Annotated in this window: 11 protein-coding genes; 7 read left to right on the top strand and 4 right to left on the bottom strand. The window is 58.5% G+C overall.

Translation table 11 applies throughout. The features are described from left to right. The first annotated feature begins 56 nt into the window (after positions 1–56). A complete protein-coding gene (gene mnmC, locus M5G26_RS13690) occupies positions 57–2036 on the top strand; it encodes a bifunctional tRNA (5-methylaminomethyl-2-thiouridine)(34)-methyltransferase MnmD/FAD-dependent 5-carboxymethylaminomethyl-2-thiouridine(34) oxidoreductase MnmC (RefSeq protein ID WP_273915717.1) in 1980 nt (659 codons plus the stop codon). A 3-nt stretch (positions 2037–2039) separates the two neighbouring features. Here mnmC and M5G26_RS13695 read toward each other — a convergent pair whose 3' ends face one another. Further along, a complete protein-coding gene (locus M5G26_RS13695) occupies positions 2040–6863 on the bottom strand; it encodes an NEL-type E3 ubiquitin ligase domain-containing protein (RefSeq protein WP_273915718.1) in 4824 nt (1607 codons plus the stop codon). A gap of 340 nt (positions 6864–7203) precedes the next feature. Here M5G26_RS13695 and M5G26_RS13700 point away from each other — a divergent pair, with 340 nt between their 5' ends. From M5G26_RS13700 to M5G26_RS13720, 5 genes are all read left to right on the top strand, one after another. Then, positions 7204–8781 carry a dermonecrotic toxin domain-containing protein gene (locus M5G26_RS13700; protein WP_273915719.1) on the top strand — a complete coding sequence of 526 codons (1578 nt, stop codon included), beginning with the start codon at positions 7204–7206 and terminating at the stop codon, positions 8779–8781. A gap of 142 nt (positions 8782–8923) precedes the next feature. Continuing rightward, a complete protein-coding gene (locus M5G26_RS13705; protein ID WP_273915720.1) occupies positions 8924–10696 on the top strand; it encodes an N-acetylglutaminylglutamine amidotransferase in 1773 nt (590 codons plus the stop codon). A 3-nt stretch (positions 10697–10699) separates the two neighbouring features. Beyond that, a complete protein-coding gene (ngg, locus tag M5G26_RS13710; protein WP_273915721.1) occupies positions 10700–12448 on the top strand; it encodes an N-acetylglutaminylglutamine synthetase in 1749 nt (582 codons plus the stop codon). Positions 12449–12614: 166 nt separating this feature from the next. Beyond that, positions 12615–13805 (top strand): osmoprotectant NAGGN system M42 family peptidase, encoded by a 1191-nt coding sequence (locus M5G26_RS13715; protein ID WP_038364408.1) that lies wholly within the window; start codon positions 12615–12617, stop codon positions 13803–13805. Between the two features lie 198 nt (positions 13806–14003). Continuing rightward, complete coding sequence (locus tag M5G26_RS13720) at positions 14004–14231, top strand: YheU family protein (RefSeq protein ID WP_003199186.1); 228 nt, start codon at positions 14004–14006, stop codon at positions 14229–14231. Between the two features lie 5 nt (positions 14232–14236). Here M5G26_RS13720 and csrA read toward each other — a convergent pair whose 3' ends face one another. From csrA to M5G26_RS13735, 3 genes are all read right to left on the bottom strand, one after another. Continuing rightward, on the bottom strand, positions 14237–14422 hold the full coding sequence (csrA, locus tag M5G26_RS13725; protein ID WP_134176385.1) for a carbon storage regulator CsrA: 186 nt from the start codon (positions 14420–14422) through the stop codon (positions 14237–14239). Positions 14423–14557: 135 nt separating this feature from the next. Further along, positions 14558–14890: a YnfA family protein gene (locus M5G26_RS13730; RefSeq protein ID WP_008088571.1), complete on the bottom strand. Its 333-nt coding sequence runs from the start codon at positions 14888–14890 to the stop codon at positions 14558–14560. A 63-nt stretch (positions 14891–14953) separates the two neighbouring features. After that, on the bottom strand, positions 14954–15769 hold the full coding sequence (locus M5G26_RS13735) for an SDR family oxidoreductase (RefSeq protein WP_077574042.1): 816 nt from the start codon (positions 15767–15769) through the stop codon (positions 14954–14956). 323 nt (positions 15770–16092) lie between these two features. Here M5G26_RS13735 and M5G26_RS13740 point away from each other — a divergent pair, with 323 nt between their 5' ends. Further along, positions 16093–16251 (top strand): DUF3309 family protein, encoded by a 159-nt coding sequence (locus M5G26_RS13740; protein ID WP_169432680.1) that lies wholly within the window; start codon positions 16093–16095, stop codon positions 16249–16251. The last annotated feature ends 33 nt before the right edge of the window (positions 16252–16284 follow it).

Raw genomic sequence — 16284 nt, forward strand, 5'->3', positions numbered from 1 at the left:
CAAGCAACGCCTGCGCGATCGGCTAGAATGGCCGCCTTGTCGTTGCCGAGCCTGCCATGAAAGCCGTATTGCCCCACGCCCAACTCGACTGGGATGACCAGGGACGCCCGCGTTCGCGGGTGTTCGATGACGTGTATTTTTCCGACAAATCAGGTCTGGACGAAACCCGTTATGTGTTCCTCGAACAAAACCGTCTGGCCGAGCGTTTTGCCGCGTTGTCGGCAAGCGGTCGTTTGGTTATTGGTGAAACCGGCTTCGGCACCGGGCTGAATTTTCTCTGTGCCTGGCAGTTGTTCGAGCAACACGCCGTCGCCGGTGCGCGGCTGCATTTCGTCAGCGTTGAAAAATATCCGCTGAGCCCGGCCGATCTGAAGCGTGCCTTGGCACTCTGGCCAGAACTCAAGCCGCTGGCCGATCAGTTGCTGACGCATTACGTGGCCATCCACGCAGGCTTTCAGCGCATCACCCTGGCCAGCGGCCGCGTGACGCTGACGCTGTTGATCGGCGATGCACTGGAGCAACTGCCACAACTCGACGCGCAGATCGACGCGTGGTTTCTCGACGGTTTCGCCCCGGCGAAAAACCCCGACATGTGGACTGCCGAACTGTTTGTCGAACTGGCGCGACTGGCAGCGCCCGGCTCGACCATCAGCACCTTCACCAGCACTGGTTGGGTTCGCCGATTGCTGAACGCCGCCGGGTTCAAAATGAAGCGCACGCCGGGCATCGGCCACAAGTGGGAAATCCTCCGTGGCGAGTTTCTCGGATGGCCAGCGGAAGTTGCGCCGCCAGTGCCGGACAAGCCGTGGTTCGCGCGTCCTGCGCCGATCGTCGCTGAGCGGCGTGCGCTGGTGATCGGCGCCGGTCTGGCCGGATGTGCCACAGCGTCCAGTCTGGCCGCACGCGGCTGGCAAGTCGCATTGCTGGAGCGCCATGACGCCGTGGCGCAAGAAGCCTCGGGCAACCCGCAGGGCGTGTTGTACCTGAAGTTATCCGCCCACGGCACGGCGTTGTCGCAACTGATCGTCAGCGGTTTCGGTTACACCCGCCGTCTGCTGGAGACCCTGCAACGCGGCACCGATTGGGACGACTGCGGCGTGCTGCAACTGGCATTCAATGCCAAGGAGGCCGAGCGCCACGCGCAATTGGCGCAAACCTTCCCGGAAGACCTGTTGCAGTGGCTTGAGCAGCCCGCGGCGCAGGCCCGCGCCGGGGTCAGCGTGGCCCACGGCGGTTTGTACTACCCCGAAGGTGGTTGGGTGCATCCGCCGGCGCTGTGTCAGGCGCAAGCGGCGCAGGCGAACATCGAACTGCTCAGCCATCGCGATGTGCTTGAACTGCGCAAGGTCGATGATCAGTGGCAAGCCCTCGACGGTGACCGCTTGCTCGCCAGCGCGCCGATCGTGGTGCTGGCCGGCGCCGCCGAGATCAAACGTTTTACGCAAAGTGCCGAACTGCCGCTCAAGCGCATTCGCGGGCAGATCACTCGCCTGGCCGAAACCGCAGAAAGTCAGGCGCTGGCCACGGTGGTCTGTGCCGAAGGTTACGTTGCCCCGGCGCGTTTGGGCGAACACACCCTCGGCGCCAGTTTCGATTTCAACAGCGATGACCTGACCACGACCACGGCCGAACACGTGGGCAATCTGGCAATGCTCGAAGAGATCTCCACCGACCTCGTCGCGCGCCTGCACCTCAGCCAACAGCCGGTCGAAGATCTGCAGGGCCGCGCAGCCTTTCGCTGCACCAGCCCCGACTATTTGCCGATTGTCGGCCCCCTCGCCGACCGCCAAGCGTTCCTCGACGCCTATGCCGCACTGAGCAAGGATGCCCGCCAGGTTCCGGACATTGCCTGCCCTTGGCTGGACGGTTTGTACGTCAACAGCGGCCACGGCTCACGCGGCCTGATTACCGCGCCATTGTCCGGCGAACTGCTCGCGGCGTGGCTGGATAACGAACCGCTACCGCTGCCACGCAGTGTCGCCGAAGCCTGTCACCCCAACCGCTTCGCCCTGCGTCAGTTGATTCGCGGCAAGTGAATCTCACATGTCTGGCATCACGCACAGGCCCAGGTCCATCAAGCGGATAGACTCTTGCGTCAGGCGCTTGAACTCTGCCTCTTGCGCCTGCTCCTTTTGAAGTTTGAGGGCAAGCCCCTGCCTCAGATAGTCAGCACTGGGCAGTGTGTCCGCCCGCTCATCCAGGGCACTCATCCGCGGCGCGAACGACGCGTCAATCAGCGAGAACTTGCGCGTAAACGTACGTTTCAGGTAGTCACGCCAGAACGTCTGCTGCTGCATGAATTCGAGCCATTTGGGGGAGAGTTCGTCTGTAGCGATGCGGTGTTGCGCCTTTTCCAGATCAGCAGCGGTTACGCCGCTCTTGAGTCCGAGCAGCATGCTCTGCGGCTGGCCGGGCAGGCCCAGTGTCTTCGCCAGCCCGATGCGATAAGCCAGGTTCACCTCGATTTCATCCAGACTCCCGACCTTGCCCGCATGTTCGTGGGCAATCGCGTTCAGTCGATGCAGCCGGAACAGACTGCGGCCGAGTTCGAGCAGCGGTTTGGCTGTGACCTTGCCGCCGGCTCCCTTGGTGACATGATCGACGTGAACAGCAACTTCAAGATGACTGAAATTGATCGCCGCAGTGTCATCGCAATTGATCGGGTTGGCGGCCAGATCGAGCAACTCATCGCAGAGACGGCCATCAGCCTCCGCTGCCTTCAATACCACCCAGATCCTGCGCTGCATGTCAGCGCTGCCCTTCGTCCCGTCGGCGGTATCGCCCAGTCGCGCCAGCAACTGGAACAAGCCTTCGGCACGGGTATCGTCGCGAAACGCTTCCCAGATTCGCGCCTGCGTCAGCCATTCCTCACCGGTCGTCCTGGTGAGCCATAACGAGCGCGCGGTTTGTTCGTTGAGTCGGACAATGTCGCCTGCGGTGTAACCCATTCCTACACCGTAATTATTGCGATAGTTCTCCAGATACGTTTTGCTGGTTTCAGTAAAGGGATTGAGCGCCAGGTCGAGCGACTGGGTGAATCGTCGCGGTTTTTGAAACAGCCAATCGGGCAACTCCTCAATTTTGTTTTTGCTCAGATCCATCCATTCGATATAGGGGCGATTCTGCAGACCTTGAGGCAGTTCGGTAATCCCCGTCTCGCGCAGCAACAACTCACGCAGGTTGCTCATTTGACTGACATCCGGGGTGGCGCCCAACGGGTTGTTGCTCAGATTAAGATACGTCAGCGTGCGCAGCCGGTTCAGCTTCGTCAATGTCTGCTCGGTCAGCTTTACCTGATTGTGCTCCAGGCTCAATCGCTTGAGGTTGGGCATATGCGAAAGCACTTCGGGGAGCCGGGTGATTTTATTGTTGTCGAGTTCCAGCGACTCAAGCTGTTTGAAGGATTTGAGGAAATAGGTGACATCATCATTCTGCGCCATGTTTCTCATCGACAAACGCTGGATATGGTCAAAGCTCAATCCCGCAGGCATGCTCGGCAGCTTGCCGATGCTCATTCGATCGAGATTGAGGGCACAGACCGGTTTGCCCTGTTCCCCCTCGGCCCAGTCAAACCGCCGAAAGGCCTTCTCGATCAGCTCGGCCGCCATCTTGCGGCTGTGCCGTGATTCGGCCAGTACCCCCCCCATCGCCTTCAGGGCGGTGGCATCCTCACTCCAGATAAAAAGAACGTCACGCAGGGTTTTCAAATCCTGACGCAAGGCTCTGACCCGAATCGCCCGACTCAGCGGATCGTCGCCCAGTTCATCAAGCAATCGACTGGCCTGCGCGTCATCCAGGCGGGGATAGAGTTTGCGCACTTTGCGCAGCAACTTGCGTGAGTGGTTCGTTGCGGGTGCCTGATCGCCTTGCACGCAGGCCGGCTCGACGCCCGGCGGTTCGTACTTGCCGTTGACCAGTGTTAGCCCGGTGGCTTCGCGCTCTTCGAACCCCGCGTCGAGCAACCTGCTGCGCAAGCGCTGTCTGCTGGTCTGCCCAGCACCGATCAATCCGCTGGCCTCACGCTGACGTGACGGGAGCGCCTTCAGGATGGCGGTGTACAAGGCGTCGGGCCTCACCGCCACCTTGCCAAGGGATTTTTTGGCGCCGTCAAATGCCTCATAACCGTCAGCGGATTTCACCAGGTAACAGGTATCGTCGGCGGTCGCGGACGCATCGCCGATGGCTTCCAGCACGGCTCCGGTCAAGGCCTTGTCGCGTACCTCCAGGCGCAGTTTTTTATTCCAGCCGCTGAGGCGTGGCAGCAGCTGTATGGCCAGTTTGTCGGTATCGGCATTCGCCAGCCATGGCCAGTGAAATCCCGCCAGCCCACGGTCGAGCCGCACCTTGGCGGCAGCAGCCCGGGTCCGCTGCCCCAGCCGCAATGGCACCCGTGCGGTGGTGCGCAGGTGCTGGCGCTCGACACTGGGTGCGCGGTCGATCAGCCGTTGTCCATAGCGCGCCGGGATGTCGGCGAAAACCTTGCGCAAATTGAGCAGCTCATCCGCCTGAGTCTCGTCGTAGCGTTGATACAGACGCTCGAACACCGCGCGATAATCGGTCCTGAGTGCCGCACCCAGCTTTTTCGCCAGTGCGGTTTCCTCAGTGCTTGTTGCGACGTTGCCGCCAAGCAACGCATCGACCTCGTTTTGGTACAGACCATCAATAACCGTTTGCAATAATTGGCCCCGGGACAATTGGTCCCCGGTAACAACCACACCCAGCGTTTCGTCGATCGTGCTGTTCGCAGGATAGGTCGCTTCGACGGCCCCTTCTTCTCCGACCACCTCGATATAGCGGTCGGTGGGCCAGCCCGGCAGTTTCGGCAAGGCATGCATCAGCGTCTCGACAGATTGCCCGGAATGGGTCTCGCCGTTTTCCAGCTCCACGGTCAGTTCCCGTAACTGGCGCCCGATACGAACACGCTCGACGGTATCGCGCAGGCGCACCGGCAGGCTCAGATTGTCGTTGAAGGTGTCGAGCACGGTCTGATGCGAGGTGTCGCTGACTCGACGCATCATGTCCAGGTCGCTGTCGACGAATTCGCGCAAGTGCGGATCGATGCGTTTCAGCGCGTACGCGGAACTGCCCCATTCCTCCGGCTCTTCAGCGGGTAGCTGCCAACCGCCTTCGACGTGCCGGACCAGTTCCGGAGCATAGGCTTGGGCTCGTTTGGCGTGTTCCAGGCGCCACAGGTTGGCGTCGACATCGTAGCTGCCGGCGAACACGCGATGGTCAACATTGCCAAGGGTTTTCGCGCCAATCTGATAAAACTCCTTGGAGCCAGGATCGATGGTGAACCCTGCCGGGAGCGAATGCTCGTAGGGCGCGAAATCGGGCTTCCACAGGCGCGCTTTACCGGCGTGATTGAGAATGGCAGTGAATTGCCCAAAGAACTGCGGGTGTGTGCGCAGCAGTTTGCTACCCAGTGCCCCCAACACTTTTTGCCCGCCGGCGAAGACGCCCATCAACGCGATGTTCTCGACCACGCTGAGCAGATGCGACAGGGCTTGCTGATGATCACCGCGCTGCCAGTCTTCGACACCTTCGTACACTTCGCCAAGCAATTGCCCCACTGCGACGCCCATCATCAATTGCCCGAGCACCGGCACGAAGAGCCCGGCCACCGAGGCGATGTTCACCCCGCGCTGAACGAAATCGAGCAGGCGCTGGCGGCGCGTCTCTTCATCGATATCAGCCGTTGGCACTGCCAGTTTGCGTGCGTCGATCTGCAACTTGCCGACATGGCTTTGCACCATGAAATCGAAGAGCGGCACGCTGATCGGCCATTGTTTGACCAGGCCCAGATCGCCTTTTTCAGCAAACGTCTTGAAGAAGCCCGCCTTGTCATCTTCGTCGAGGCTGCGGGCAAAGTAGTCCTGATAACCCGCGGTTTTCAGTTGTTGCACCAGGTAGCGCTTGAATGCGTTGAAACTCGGGTATTCGTACACGGCCCGCTCAGGCTCGCCGGGCATGTACACCGTGCATCCGTCCTCAGGGTGTTGTTCCACGGAGCGTCTGGAAAAAACGACGACGCCCCACACGCAGCTGTCGAATATCTTGATGCCCTGCATGATCAGCGGATCTTTGCCGTACCGCAGGGTTTGCGCCGACGCCACGCCCTCGGCCAACATCAAGTCCTGCAACATGCGCAAGCCTGCCGCTGTGATATCGCCCTTGAGCACGGCCAGGTGCGCATCCAGTTCCAATAGCGACTGTTTCAATGCGGCGATATCGCGGGTCATGGCACTGGTCGCCACGACTTTGCCGCTTTCGTCATGCAGACCGAACACTTGCTGCAGATGCTCCTGGTATTTCTTGCCCAGATCCAGTTGGCGGCAAAACGCGGCAAACGCCGCCGGGGTCAAGCCGCTCACACCCTGCGGCGCGCTTTTCAGGCGGACCTGACTGCCATCGGGAAACGCATCAGCCTGCTCCTCGTCCTCGGTGAAGTTTTGCATGGCAGCCTGCAAGAGCGTTTGCGAGGCGTGTTTGACGAGGTCGATCCCGACCTGATCGGTCGCGGTCGTTGCGCAGCCACAATCAACACCCGGCAGACTGACTACATCCACACCTGCGTCATAAAGCGCCGGCCATTTTTGGTTCAGTGCCGCGTTCAGTTCGCGGATACAGAAGTCGGCCAACGGCTTTAGCCGGATCAGATCCTTATTGACCTTGAGTTGCCGGGCGTGTAGTTCACGGTTGATTTCATCCAGCCTGGTCAGGCTGATGGCCGACGCCTGGAGCAAATACGCCGGGAGCGTTTTTTCCAGGGTTTCGGCGGTGTCGAGGTCGCCTGTGGCTTCGAGTAACGTGCTCAAGATCGAGCCTTGAGTCAGCGTTTTTTTGTTGTCCGGGGTTGTCATCAGCAATAGTCCTTTATTGCGGTTATCGGCCTTTGACTTTATCCCTGTCGAGCGCCCATTAAAAACCTGAAAAACCTATTGAAAACTCAAACAAACCATCAACTTTTATCACTGATTAAAATATTCCTGTAGCACCCGAACCGTGCAAACTTCCGGTATCTGCAATCCAGTCCCCGAGGATCAACCCGAGGCATACTTTTGAATCGCGACGGCGGTATAGACATATAGTTCTCAATCATAATATTGCTTTTATGAAGCGCTCAACCATCAACTAATCGCGTTATTCCCCTCAACTCAAACACACTAGGATAGAGACTCTTTTTCTAAATGAGACCTCTCCATGAATACGCCACAGGAACTACAAACCATTGCGGCAACCGTCGAAATACAGCTGGACGTATCAACTGTTCAGCCGAACGTTTCAAGCGCATCAGCCCCCCTCGTTCGTTTCATCCAGCTCTTCAAGAAAGAGGACCCCGGAAGACTTGCTGATTTCTGTAGTGCAATAGATCAAGCGATCCCCTTTCATCATTACTTTGAGACGTTGGTGAACAAGCTGGTAAATCTGGAAAACTTCTGCAGACTCAAACTCCTGCTCAAACTTAAACAAAAATACGCGATGCGCTTCAGCGTCGATGACCTTATCAGGCTCGCGCCCGCGAACACGAAAGACCAGCCTTCAGCTCCCCTTACCCTCACCCTGCTACAGGCGGCCATGCTGAACTTCACCGACGTTGAAGCAGCTGCCGGGTACTTTTCAAGTGACAGCGGGACACTGCCCCTACCGCGTAAATCGACTGAGCGGGGGTCACCGGATCTCAGGATTACCGCAGAGGAATTTGCAGCGTTAAGTCGCGAGCTTGATCTGGGTGGCGCCTACCTTAAATACATTTCCAGCGTATTGAAGGATCCGCGAATCAAACGGCTCGGCGCACAACTGCACAGGCACAATTTTGAACTCTTCGCCTATGAAAAGTACTTCACCAAGCCTACTGGCAAGGACTATCTAGGTGCAGAATTTCCGCTCCACCAGCTTCATGCCCTTGTGCAGTTAATATACAAAAAAGAGGATATTTGTACTGGCGACTCATTCTACAATGGCAAAATCCAGCTGCACGCTTTACAGCTGTTTGGCAAGTATGTGACAGACGCCACATTGATCACATGGCGTCATTCTACAGAGGCAAAAAAAGACAGCTTTATCCTGTATGTACCCAACGACTCCGGCGACGGCTTCTACAAATCCAACACCCCTATCGAATGCCTAGACCGGTTTGTTTACGAGTTTCTTCCAAAAGCGCAGTTCCGGGAATTAATCAAGTCTCAACTACCCATCGCCGAGCAGCATGAGTTTTCTCTCAACATGTTGGAAAACATACGCTCGCAAATAAAATTTATCACTCTCCAGAAAGGCTTGTATCAACATCTATTTGATCGTTACGTCGACAAGTTCTTTGCTGATGCCAGGGCGTTTGCGGTGCCAGTCATCAATATCAATGAACCGGCCTATGCCAACCGGCGTAAAAATGTAGCCTTGGGCAAGTATTTGACGCATCTCAAAAGCCCGACCGATGATTTCATCAAGCGCTTGCGAACTCATCCCACTGATAAACTGCTGAGCACCGTATTCAATAACGTGAAGACCTGGCGGGTGACCGAAAAACACCAGGCCCTGGTTCGGTTGCTGGATTTGAAAAAAACACCGTCTCCCGCGGATGACAATGGCGACAGACCACAGGCGGACGAAGGCACGGCAACTGATTATTTCGACCAATTCGAGTTAACCGGAGAATCAACCGGGCAACGGGTCTATCTACAGAAAAAATCTACGGTGCCTGAGAGCGTGCAACGCGACATGACGGTCAAGCAACGTTCACATGCTCAAGAGGATATTCATCCCAAAGCACTTAAGGACTGAGGGTCAGAAACTGATCCAAATCCGGACTTATAACTTATCGTTCTAAAACTCCATTTACCGAGGCGGGTCAGTTTCTGAGTACCCGCCCTTCTGGCGAGGTATGGCTTGACCCCTCCCCAACGGAAAAACCGGTAAGGACTTTATGTGCGGATTAGCTGGCGAGTTACGTTTTGATCAACAACCTGCAGACCTTGCAGCGATCGAGAGAATCACCCATCACCTGGCCCCTCGCGGCCCCGACGCGTGGGGCTTCCATGCCCAAGGGCCGATTGCCCTGGGTCATCGTCGCCTGAAAATCATGGACCTGTCGGATGGCTCGGCGCAGCCGATGATCGACAGCCAACTCGGCCTGTCGCTGGCCTTCAACGGCGCGATCTACAACTTCCCGGAACTGCGCGCCGAACTCGAAGCGCTGGGTTACGCCTTCTATTCCGGTGGCGACACCGAAGTGTTGCTCAAGGGCTACCACGCCTGGGGCGAAGCGCTGCTGCCAAAACTCAACGGCATGTTCGCCTTTGCCATTTGGGAACGCGACGCGCAACGCCTGTTTATTGCCCGCGACCGTCTCGGCGTGAAGCCGTTGTACCTGTCACGTACCGGCCAGCGTTTGCGCTTTGCTTCGGCCTTGCCGGCGCTGCTCAAGGGTGGCGACATCAACCCGATCCTCGATCCGGTGGCACTTAATCACTACCTGAATTTCCATGCCGTGGTCCCTGCGCCACGCACTTTGCTGGCCGGCATCGAAAAACTGCCACCGGCGACCTGGATGCGCGTTGAAGCCGATGGCAGCACCGAGCAGAAAACCTGGTGGACGCTGCCCTACGGCCCACACGATGACGAAAAAAATCTGACCTTGGAAGACTGGGTCGACCGCGTCCTCGACAGCACCCGCGAGGCGGTGGCGATTCGTCAACGTGCCGCTGTAGATGTCGGTGTGCTGCTGTCCGGCGGTGTCGATTCGAGCATGCTTGTCGGCCTGTTGCGTGAAGTCGGTGTGGAAAACCTGTCGACCTTTTCCATCGGTTTCCAGGATGCCGGCGGTGAGCGCGGCGACGAGTTTCAGTACTCTGATCTGATCGCCAAACACTACGGCACTCAGCATCATCAGCTGCGCATCGACGAGAAAGAGATCATCGAGCAACTGCCCGCCGCGTTCCGCGCGATGAGCGAGCCGATGGTCAGCCATGACTGCATCGCTTTCTATCTGCTGTCGCGCGAAGTGGCCAAGCATTGCAAGGTAGTACAAAGCGGTCAGGGTGCTGACGAATTGTTCGCTGGTTATCACTGGTACCCGCAAGTCGATGGCGCGGCCGATCCTTATGCGGCCTATCGCAACGCGTTTTTCGACCGCAGCTACGACGACTACGGCGCCACCGTGCAACCGAAATGGCTGACTGCGAACGATGCCGCAGGCGACTTCGTCAAGGAACATTTCGCCCAGCCCGGCGCCGAGGCCGCAGTGGACAAAGCCCTGCGTCTGGACAGCACGGTGATGCTGGTCGATGACCCGGTCAAACGTGTCGACAACATGACCATGGCTTGGGGCCTGGAGGCGCGCACGCCGTTTCTCGACTATCGACTGGTTGAACTCTCGGCGCGTGTGCCGGGCCAGTTCAAGCTGCCGGATGGCGGTAAACAAGTGCTCAAAGAAGCTGCACGCCGAGTCATCCCAAGTGAAGTGATCGACCGTAAAAAAGGCTATTTCCCGGTGCCCGGTCTCAAGCATTTGCAGGGCGATACGCTGAACTGGGTGCGCGAACTGCTGCTTGATCCGAGTCAGGATCGCGGCCTGTTCAACCCGGCCATGCTCGACAAATTGCTGACCGACCCGCAGGGCCAACTGACGCCGTTGCGCGGCTCGAAGCTGTGGCAACTGGCAGCTCTGAACCTGTGGCTCAGTGAACAAGGAATCTGATTAATGAAACCCCACGCCACGGCCATCAACCAACGGCTGCTACGCGGTCAGACGCCGTCCTATGAACGCTTGCAGGCACGTCTGGCCGAAGACGGCAGCACGCTGGCCGCCGACCCGATTGCGCTGCATTGCGGCTGGGGCCGGTTGCTGATCGGCCACACGTTTCCCGATCCGGCATCGCTGGCGCAGGAGCTGCTTAAAGAGCAGCCCGGCGAGCGCGACATCGCGCTATACGTCGCCGCGCCGCAGCAGATTCTCGGCCTGGAGCCGACGCAATTGTTCCTCGACCCGTCCGACACCTTGCGCCTGTGGTTCAGCGATTACCGGCAAGCGACTCGAGTGTTTCGCGGCTTTCGTATTCGCCGCGCGCAAAGTGAAGCGGACTGGCAGGCGATCAATCAGTTGTACCAGGCGCGCGGCATGTTGCCGATCGATGCCACGCGGCTGACACCGCATCATCAGGGCGGCCCGGTGTACTGGCTGGCCGAGGATGAAGACAGCGGCGCGGTGATCGGCAGCGTCATGGGCCTGAATCATCAAAAAGCCTTCAACGATCCGGAAAACGGCAGCAGCCTGTGGTGCCTGGCGGTTGATCCGCAATGCTCGCGCCCGGGTGTCGGTGAAGTGCTGGTGCGGCACCTGATCGAGCATTTCATGAGTCGCGGTCTGAGCTATCTCGACCTGTCGGTGTTGCACGACAACCGTCAGGCGAAAAACCTCTACGCCAAGCTCGGTTTTCGCAATCTGTCGACCTTCGCCATCAAACGCAAGAACGGCATCAATCAGCCGCTGTTTCTCGGCCCCGGCCCGGAGGCGCAGTTCAATCCGTATGCGCGGATCATCGTTGAAGAAGCCCATCGACGCGGCATCGATGTGCAAGTGGATGACGCCGATGCCGGGCTGTTCACCCTCAGCCATGGCGGGCGCCGCGTGCGTTGCCGCGAATCGTTGAGCGACCTGACCAGCGCGATCAGCATGAGTTTGTGTCAGGACAAAAGCCTCACGCACAAAGTGCTCAAAGGCGCCGGGCTGAACCTGCCGTCGCAGCAACTGGCCGGCAATGCCGACGACAACCTGGCCTTTCTCGATGAGCACCAACGGGTGGTGGTCAAACCGCTCGACGGTGAACAGGGCCAAGGCGTGGCGGTGGACTTGCAGAGCATCGAAGAGGTGCAGCAAGCCATCGAAACGGCGAAGCAATTTGACAGCCGTGTGCTGCTGGAAAGTTTCCACGAAGGCCTTGATCTGCGGATTCTGGTGATTGGCTTTGAAGTGGTGGCCGCGGCGATTCGCAAGCCTGCCGAAGTGGTAGGCGATGGTCAGCATTCGGTGGGCGCGTTGATCGAGGCGCAGAGTCGGCGTCGGCAAGCGGCCACCAGCGGTGAGAGCAAGATCCCGCTGGACCACGAGACCCAGCGCACCTTACATGCGGCGGGTTATGACTACAGCAGCATTCTGCCGGCCGGCGAGCATCTCTTTGTACGGCGCACAGCGAATCTGCACACCGGCGGCACGCTGGAAGATGTCACGGCGATTCTGCACCCGACCCTGGTCGATGCCGCGGTGCGGGCGGCGCGGGCGCTGGATATTCCGATGGTCGGCCTCGACATGATGGTGCCAGCGGCGGATCAACCGGAGTACGTGTTTATCGAGGCCAATGAACGCGCCGGGCTGGCCAACCACGAGCCGCAACCGACGGCGGAGCGGTTTGTCGATTTGTTGTTTCCGCATAGTCAGCCGGTTGTCTCTTGATTCTTTAGTGACTGAACCGACGCCATCGCTGGCAAGCCAGCTCCCACAAGTTTTGCGGTACACACAAAAACTGTGGGAGCTGGCTTGCCAGCGATGAGGCCCGATCAAGCAACACAAAACTTTCCTCATCGAAACCATCGGTGTGCTCAACCCATCAGGAGTTTCCATGACCACGCAAATCCCCGAACCGGATCTCAACTACCTGCAAAAAGTACTGCTGGAAATGCTCGCCATTCCCAGCCCTACCGGGTTTACCGACACCATCGTGCGTTACGTCGCCGAGCGTCTGGAAGAACTCGGCATCCCCTTCGAAATGACCCGGCGCGGCACCATCCGGGCCACGCTCAAAGGCAAGAAGAACAGCCCCGACCGCGCCGTTTCCGCGCACCTGGACACCATCGGCGCCGCCGTTCGTGCGATCAAAGACAACGGTCGCCTGACCCTCGCCCCGGTCGGCTGCTGGTCGAGCCGTTTTGCCGAGGGCAGCCGTGTCAGCCTGTTCACCGACAACGGCGTGATTCGCGGCAGCGTGTTGCCGTTGATGGCGTCCGGGCATGCCTTCAATACTGCTGTGGATGAGATGCCGATCAGTTGGGATCACGTTGAACTGCGCCTCGACGCTTACTGCGCGACCAAGGCTGACTGCGACTCACTGGGCATCAGCGTCGGTGACGTGGTGGCGTTCGATCCGCTGCCGGAATTCACCGAAAGCGGCCACATCAGCGCCCGTCATCTGGATGACAAGGCCGGGGTTGCGGCGCTGCTGGCGTCACTCAAAGCCATCGTCGACAGCGGTCAGGAACTGATGATCGACTGCCATCCGCTGTTCACCATCACCGAAGAAACCGGCAGTGGCGCGGCGGCAGCATTGCCGTGGGACGTCAGCGAATTCGTCGGTATCGACATCGCACCCGTCGCGCCGGGCCAGCACTCCAGCGAACACGCGGTGAGTGTGGCGATGCAGGATTCCGGCGGGCCGTATGACTATCATCTGTCGCGGCATTTGCTGAAATTGGCCAGCGAGAACGAGTTGCCGGTGCGCCGCGACCTGTTCCGCTATTACTTCAGCGATGCGCACTCGGCAGTGACGGCGGGCCACGATATCCGCACTGCCCTGCTCGCGTTTGGTTGTGATGCGACCCATGGTTATGAGCGCACGCACATCGACAGTCTGGCGGCACTCAGTCGCTTGCTGGGGGCTTACATCTTGAGTCCGCCGGTGTTTGCCAGTGATGCAGCGCCGGCGAATGCTTCGCTGGATCGCTTCAGTCATCAGATTGAACATGACACGCAAATGGAGAGCGATACGCGGGTGCCGTCGGTGGACAGTCTGGTGGGGCAGCGTTCCGATAGTTGATCCGGCTTTGTGATGACAGGACTGGCCCCATCGCTGGCGAGCCAGCTCCCACAGGTATCGGAGGTGTACACAAATTTGTGTTGCCCCAACTACTGTGGGAGCTGGCTTGCCAGCGATGAGGTCGGCACAGGCAACACAAAACTGGCAGGCAAACCGCAATCGCCGTAGCATCCCGCCATTGATTTAGCCGAGGTGCCCATGCTCATTCCCCACGATCAACTTGAAGTCGACACCCTCACCCGCCTCATCGAAGATTTCGTCACCCGCGACGGCACCGACAATGGCGATGACACGCCGCTGGAAACCCGCGTGCTGCGCGTGCGACAGGCCCTGACCAAAGGCCAGGCGCTGATCGTCTTCGACCCGGAAAGCGAGCAGTGCCAGTTGATGCTCAAGCACGACGTGCCCAAGCATCTGTTCGATTGAATGCTTCAGCGCAGCTTTTCGGTGGCCTGCTTGCGCTTGATCCGGTCATAGACCTCCGAGCGGTGCACATTGACCTTTTGCGGGGCCTCGACGCCAAAACGCACGCTGGAGCCGTTTACCGACAACACGCGCAGAGAAATGTCGTCACCGATTGAAATCAACTCACCAACGACACGGCTGAGTACAAGCATGAGATTCGTCCTTCAGGGTTAGCGAACCCTGAAGATGCGCGGCTTGCCGTGGCTCTACAATGCGTGGCGGGCAAATCAGTTTTGCCTTACACCCATACTCGCCGCTGGCCGTCAGACGTTTCCGACAAATAGCCGTCAGGCCGCAGAAAAGCGCGGGCCGAACAGAATCACGCTGGCGCCGATCACGCACAACGCCACGCCGATCCAGTCCGAACCCAATGGACGCACGCGCTCCACCACCATCAGCCAGCCAATCGATGCGACGATATAGATCCCGCCATACGCGGCATAGGCACGCCCGGCATAGTTGGCTTCGACGCGGGTCAGCAGCAGCGCGAACAGGGTCAGACTGAGCAGCGCAGGAATAACCCACAACGCACTTTTGCCTTGGCGCAGCCACATGAAGAAGGCGAAACAACCGGCGATTTCAAACAGCGCCGCGAGGAAGAACCACAAGTAATTGAGCATTGATGCGTCTCGACAGGGTGACCATTGCGGCCACCCTAACGACGCCGTCTGCAACGGGCAAGGTCAGCCGTTGTTCTGTTTGGCTTTGGCGCGCATTTTTTCCGCCATGGAGGTCATTTCGTTATAGAGCAGTTGCGGGTTCTTCTGCTTGATCGCCCAGGCCATGCGCCCTTGCTCGTGGGGCAGGATCATGAATTCGCCGGCCGCTACTTGCTGATAAATGTAATCAGCAATATCCGCTGCGGTAATCGGCGAGCTTTCCAGCAACTTGCCCACCTGCGCTTTCATCGCCGGCGTCGGACCACGGAAAGAGTCGAGGAGATTGGTCTGGAAGAATGACGGACAGACCACATGTACGCCAACTTCCTGTTGCGCCAGTTCAATCAACAGGCTTTCCGAAAGCGCCACCACGCCAGCCTTGGCCACGTTGTAGTTACTCATCGCCGGGCCTTGCATCAATGCGGCCATGGACGCGATGTTGATGATTTTGCCTTTGCTTTGCTCAAGCAACGGCAGAAACGCCTTGCAGCCCTTGACCACGCCCATCAGGTTGATCGCGATCTGCCAGTCCCAGTCTTCCAGCGACAGCTCGCTGAAGAAACCGCCCGACGCGACACCGGCGTTGTTGACGATGATGTCGATGCCACCGAGCTTCTCTTCGCAGGCCTGGGCGAATGCGGTGAGCTGGCTGTAATCACGCACATCGCAGCGCTGAACAAAACCGTCACCGCCCGCCTCGCGGACCATTTTCAGGGTTTCCTGCAGGCCGGGTTCGCTGACGTCGGACAAGGCCAGCTGCCAGCCTTCACGCGCCCAGCGCAGCGCGATTTCGCGACCCAGGCCCGAGCCCGCACCAGTGATCATCATGCGATTTTGCATAGCACACAGCCTTGTTGTTCCGGGGAAGATGCGCCGAGTGTAGCGAAGGATCGGCGCGCGCCCACGCTCCATCAAGTTGCTGAATGCAAGATCAAAAGATCGCAGCCTTCGGCAGCTCCTGCATCGAACTCCTGTAGGAACTGCCGAAGGCTGCGATCTTTTGATCTTGTGCTTCAAAGGAAATAAACAAGCAATCCAAATACATTAAAAAAACATTGAATTTTCTTTCATGCGCACCGGTCGGAATTTGTAAGCCGTCTGGAATTACTTAGTCTCCAGTCGCCCTTGAATACCAAGACTTCTCGAACACTATCAACAAGGAAATCGACATGGGCACAATTCTAATCATTATCCTGATCCTGTTGCTGATCGGTGGTCTGCCGGTCTTCCCGCACTCCAGAAGTTGGGGTTACGGTCCATCGGGCATTATCGGCGTGGTGTTGGTGGTGCTGTTGGTCCTGCTGTTACTCGGTCGGATATAACGATTCAAGCGTAAAAAAAGAGGCCCTGTTCAG

Origin of the sequence: Pseudomonas sp. TNT2022 ID642, from assembly GCF_028656995.1 — a bacterium.
Classification (GTDB): Bacteria; Pseudomonadota; Gammaproteobacteria; order Pseudomonadales; family Pseudomonadaceae; genus Aquipseudomonas.

What these genes read in the sequence shown, in the direction of transcription:
- mnmC (WP_273915717.1), top strand. Translation starts at nt 57, where the DNA reads ATGAAAGCCGTATTGCCCCACGCCCAACTCGACTGGGATGACCAGGGA.
- M5G26_RS13695 (WP_273915718.1), bottom strand. Translation starts at nt 6,863, where the DNA reads ATGACAACCCCGGACAACAAAAAAACGCTGACTCAAGGCTCGATCTTG.
- M5G26_RS13700 (WP_273915719.1), top strand. Translation starts at nt 7,204, where the DNA reads ATGAATACGCCACAGGAACTACAAACCATTGCGGCAACCGTCGAAATA.
- M5G26_RS13705 (WP_273915720.1), top strand. Translation starts at nt 8,924, where the DNA reads ATGTGCGGATTAGCTGGCGAGTTACGTTTTGATCAACAACCTGCAGAC.
- ngg (WP_273915721.1), top strand. Translation starts at nt 10,700, where the DNA reads ATGAAACCCCACGCCACGGCCATCAACCAACGGCTGCTACGCGGTCAG.
- M5G26_RS13715 (WP_038364408.1), top strand. Translation starts at nt 12,615, where the DNA reads ATGACCACGCAAATCCCCGAACCGGATCTCAACTACCTGCAAAAAGTA.
- M5G26_RS13720 (WP_003199186.1), top strand. Translation starts at nt 14,004, where the DNA reads ATGCTCATTCCCCACGATCAACTTGAAGTCGACACCCTCACCCGCCTC.
- csrA (WP_134176385.1), bottom strand. Translation starts at nt 14,422, where the DNA reads ATGCTTGTACTCAGCCGTGTCGTTGGTGAGTTGATTTCAATCGGTGAC.
- M5G26_RS13730 (WP_008088571.1), bottom strand. Translation starts at nt 14,890, where the DNA reads ATGCTCAATTACTTGTGGTTCTTCCTCGCGGCGCTGTTTGAAATCGCC.
- M5G26_RS13735 (WP_077574042.1), bottom strand. Translation starts at nt 15,769, where the DNA reads ATGCAAAATCGCATGATGATCACTGGTGCGGGCTCGGGCCTGGGTCGC.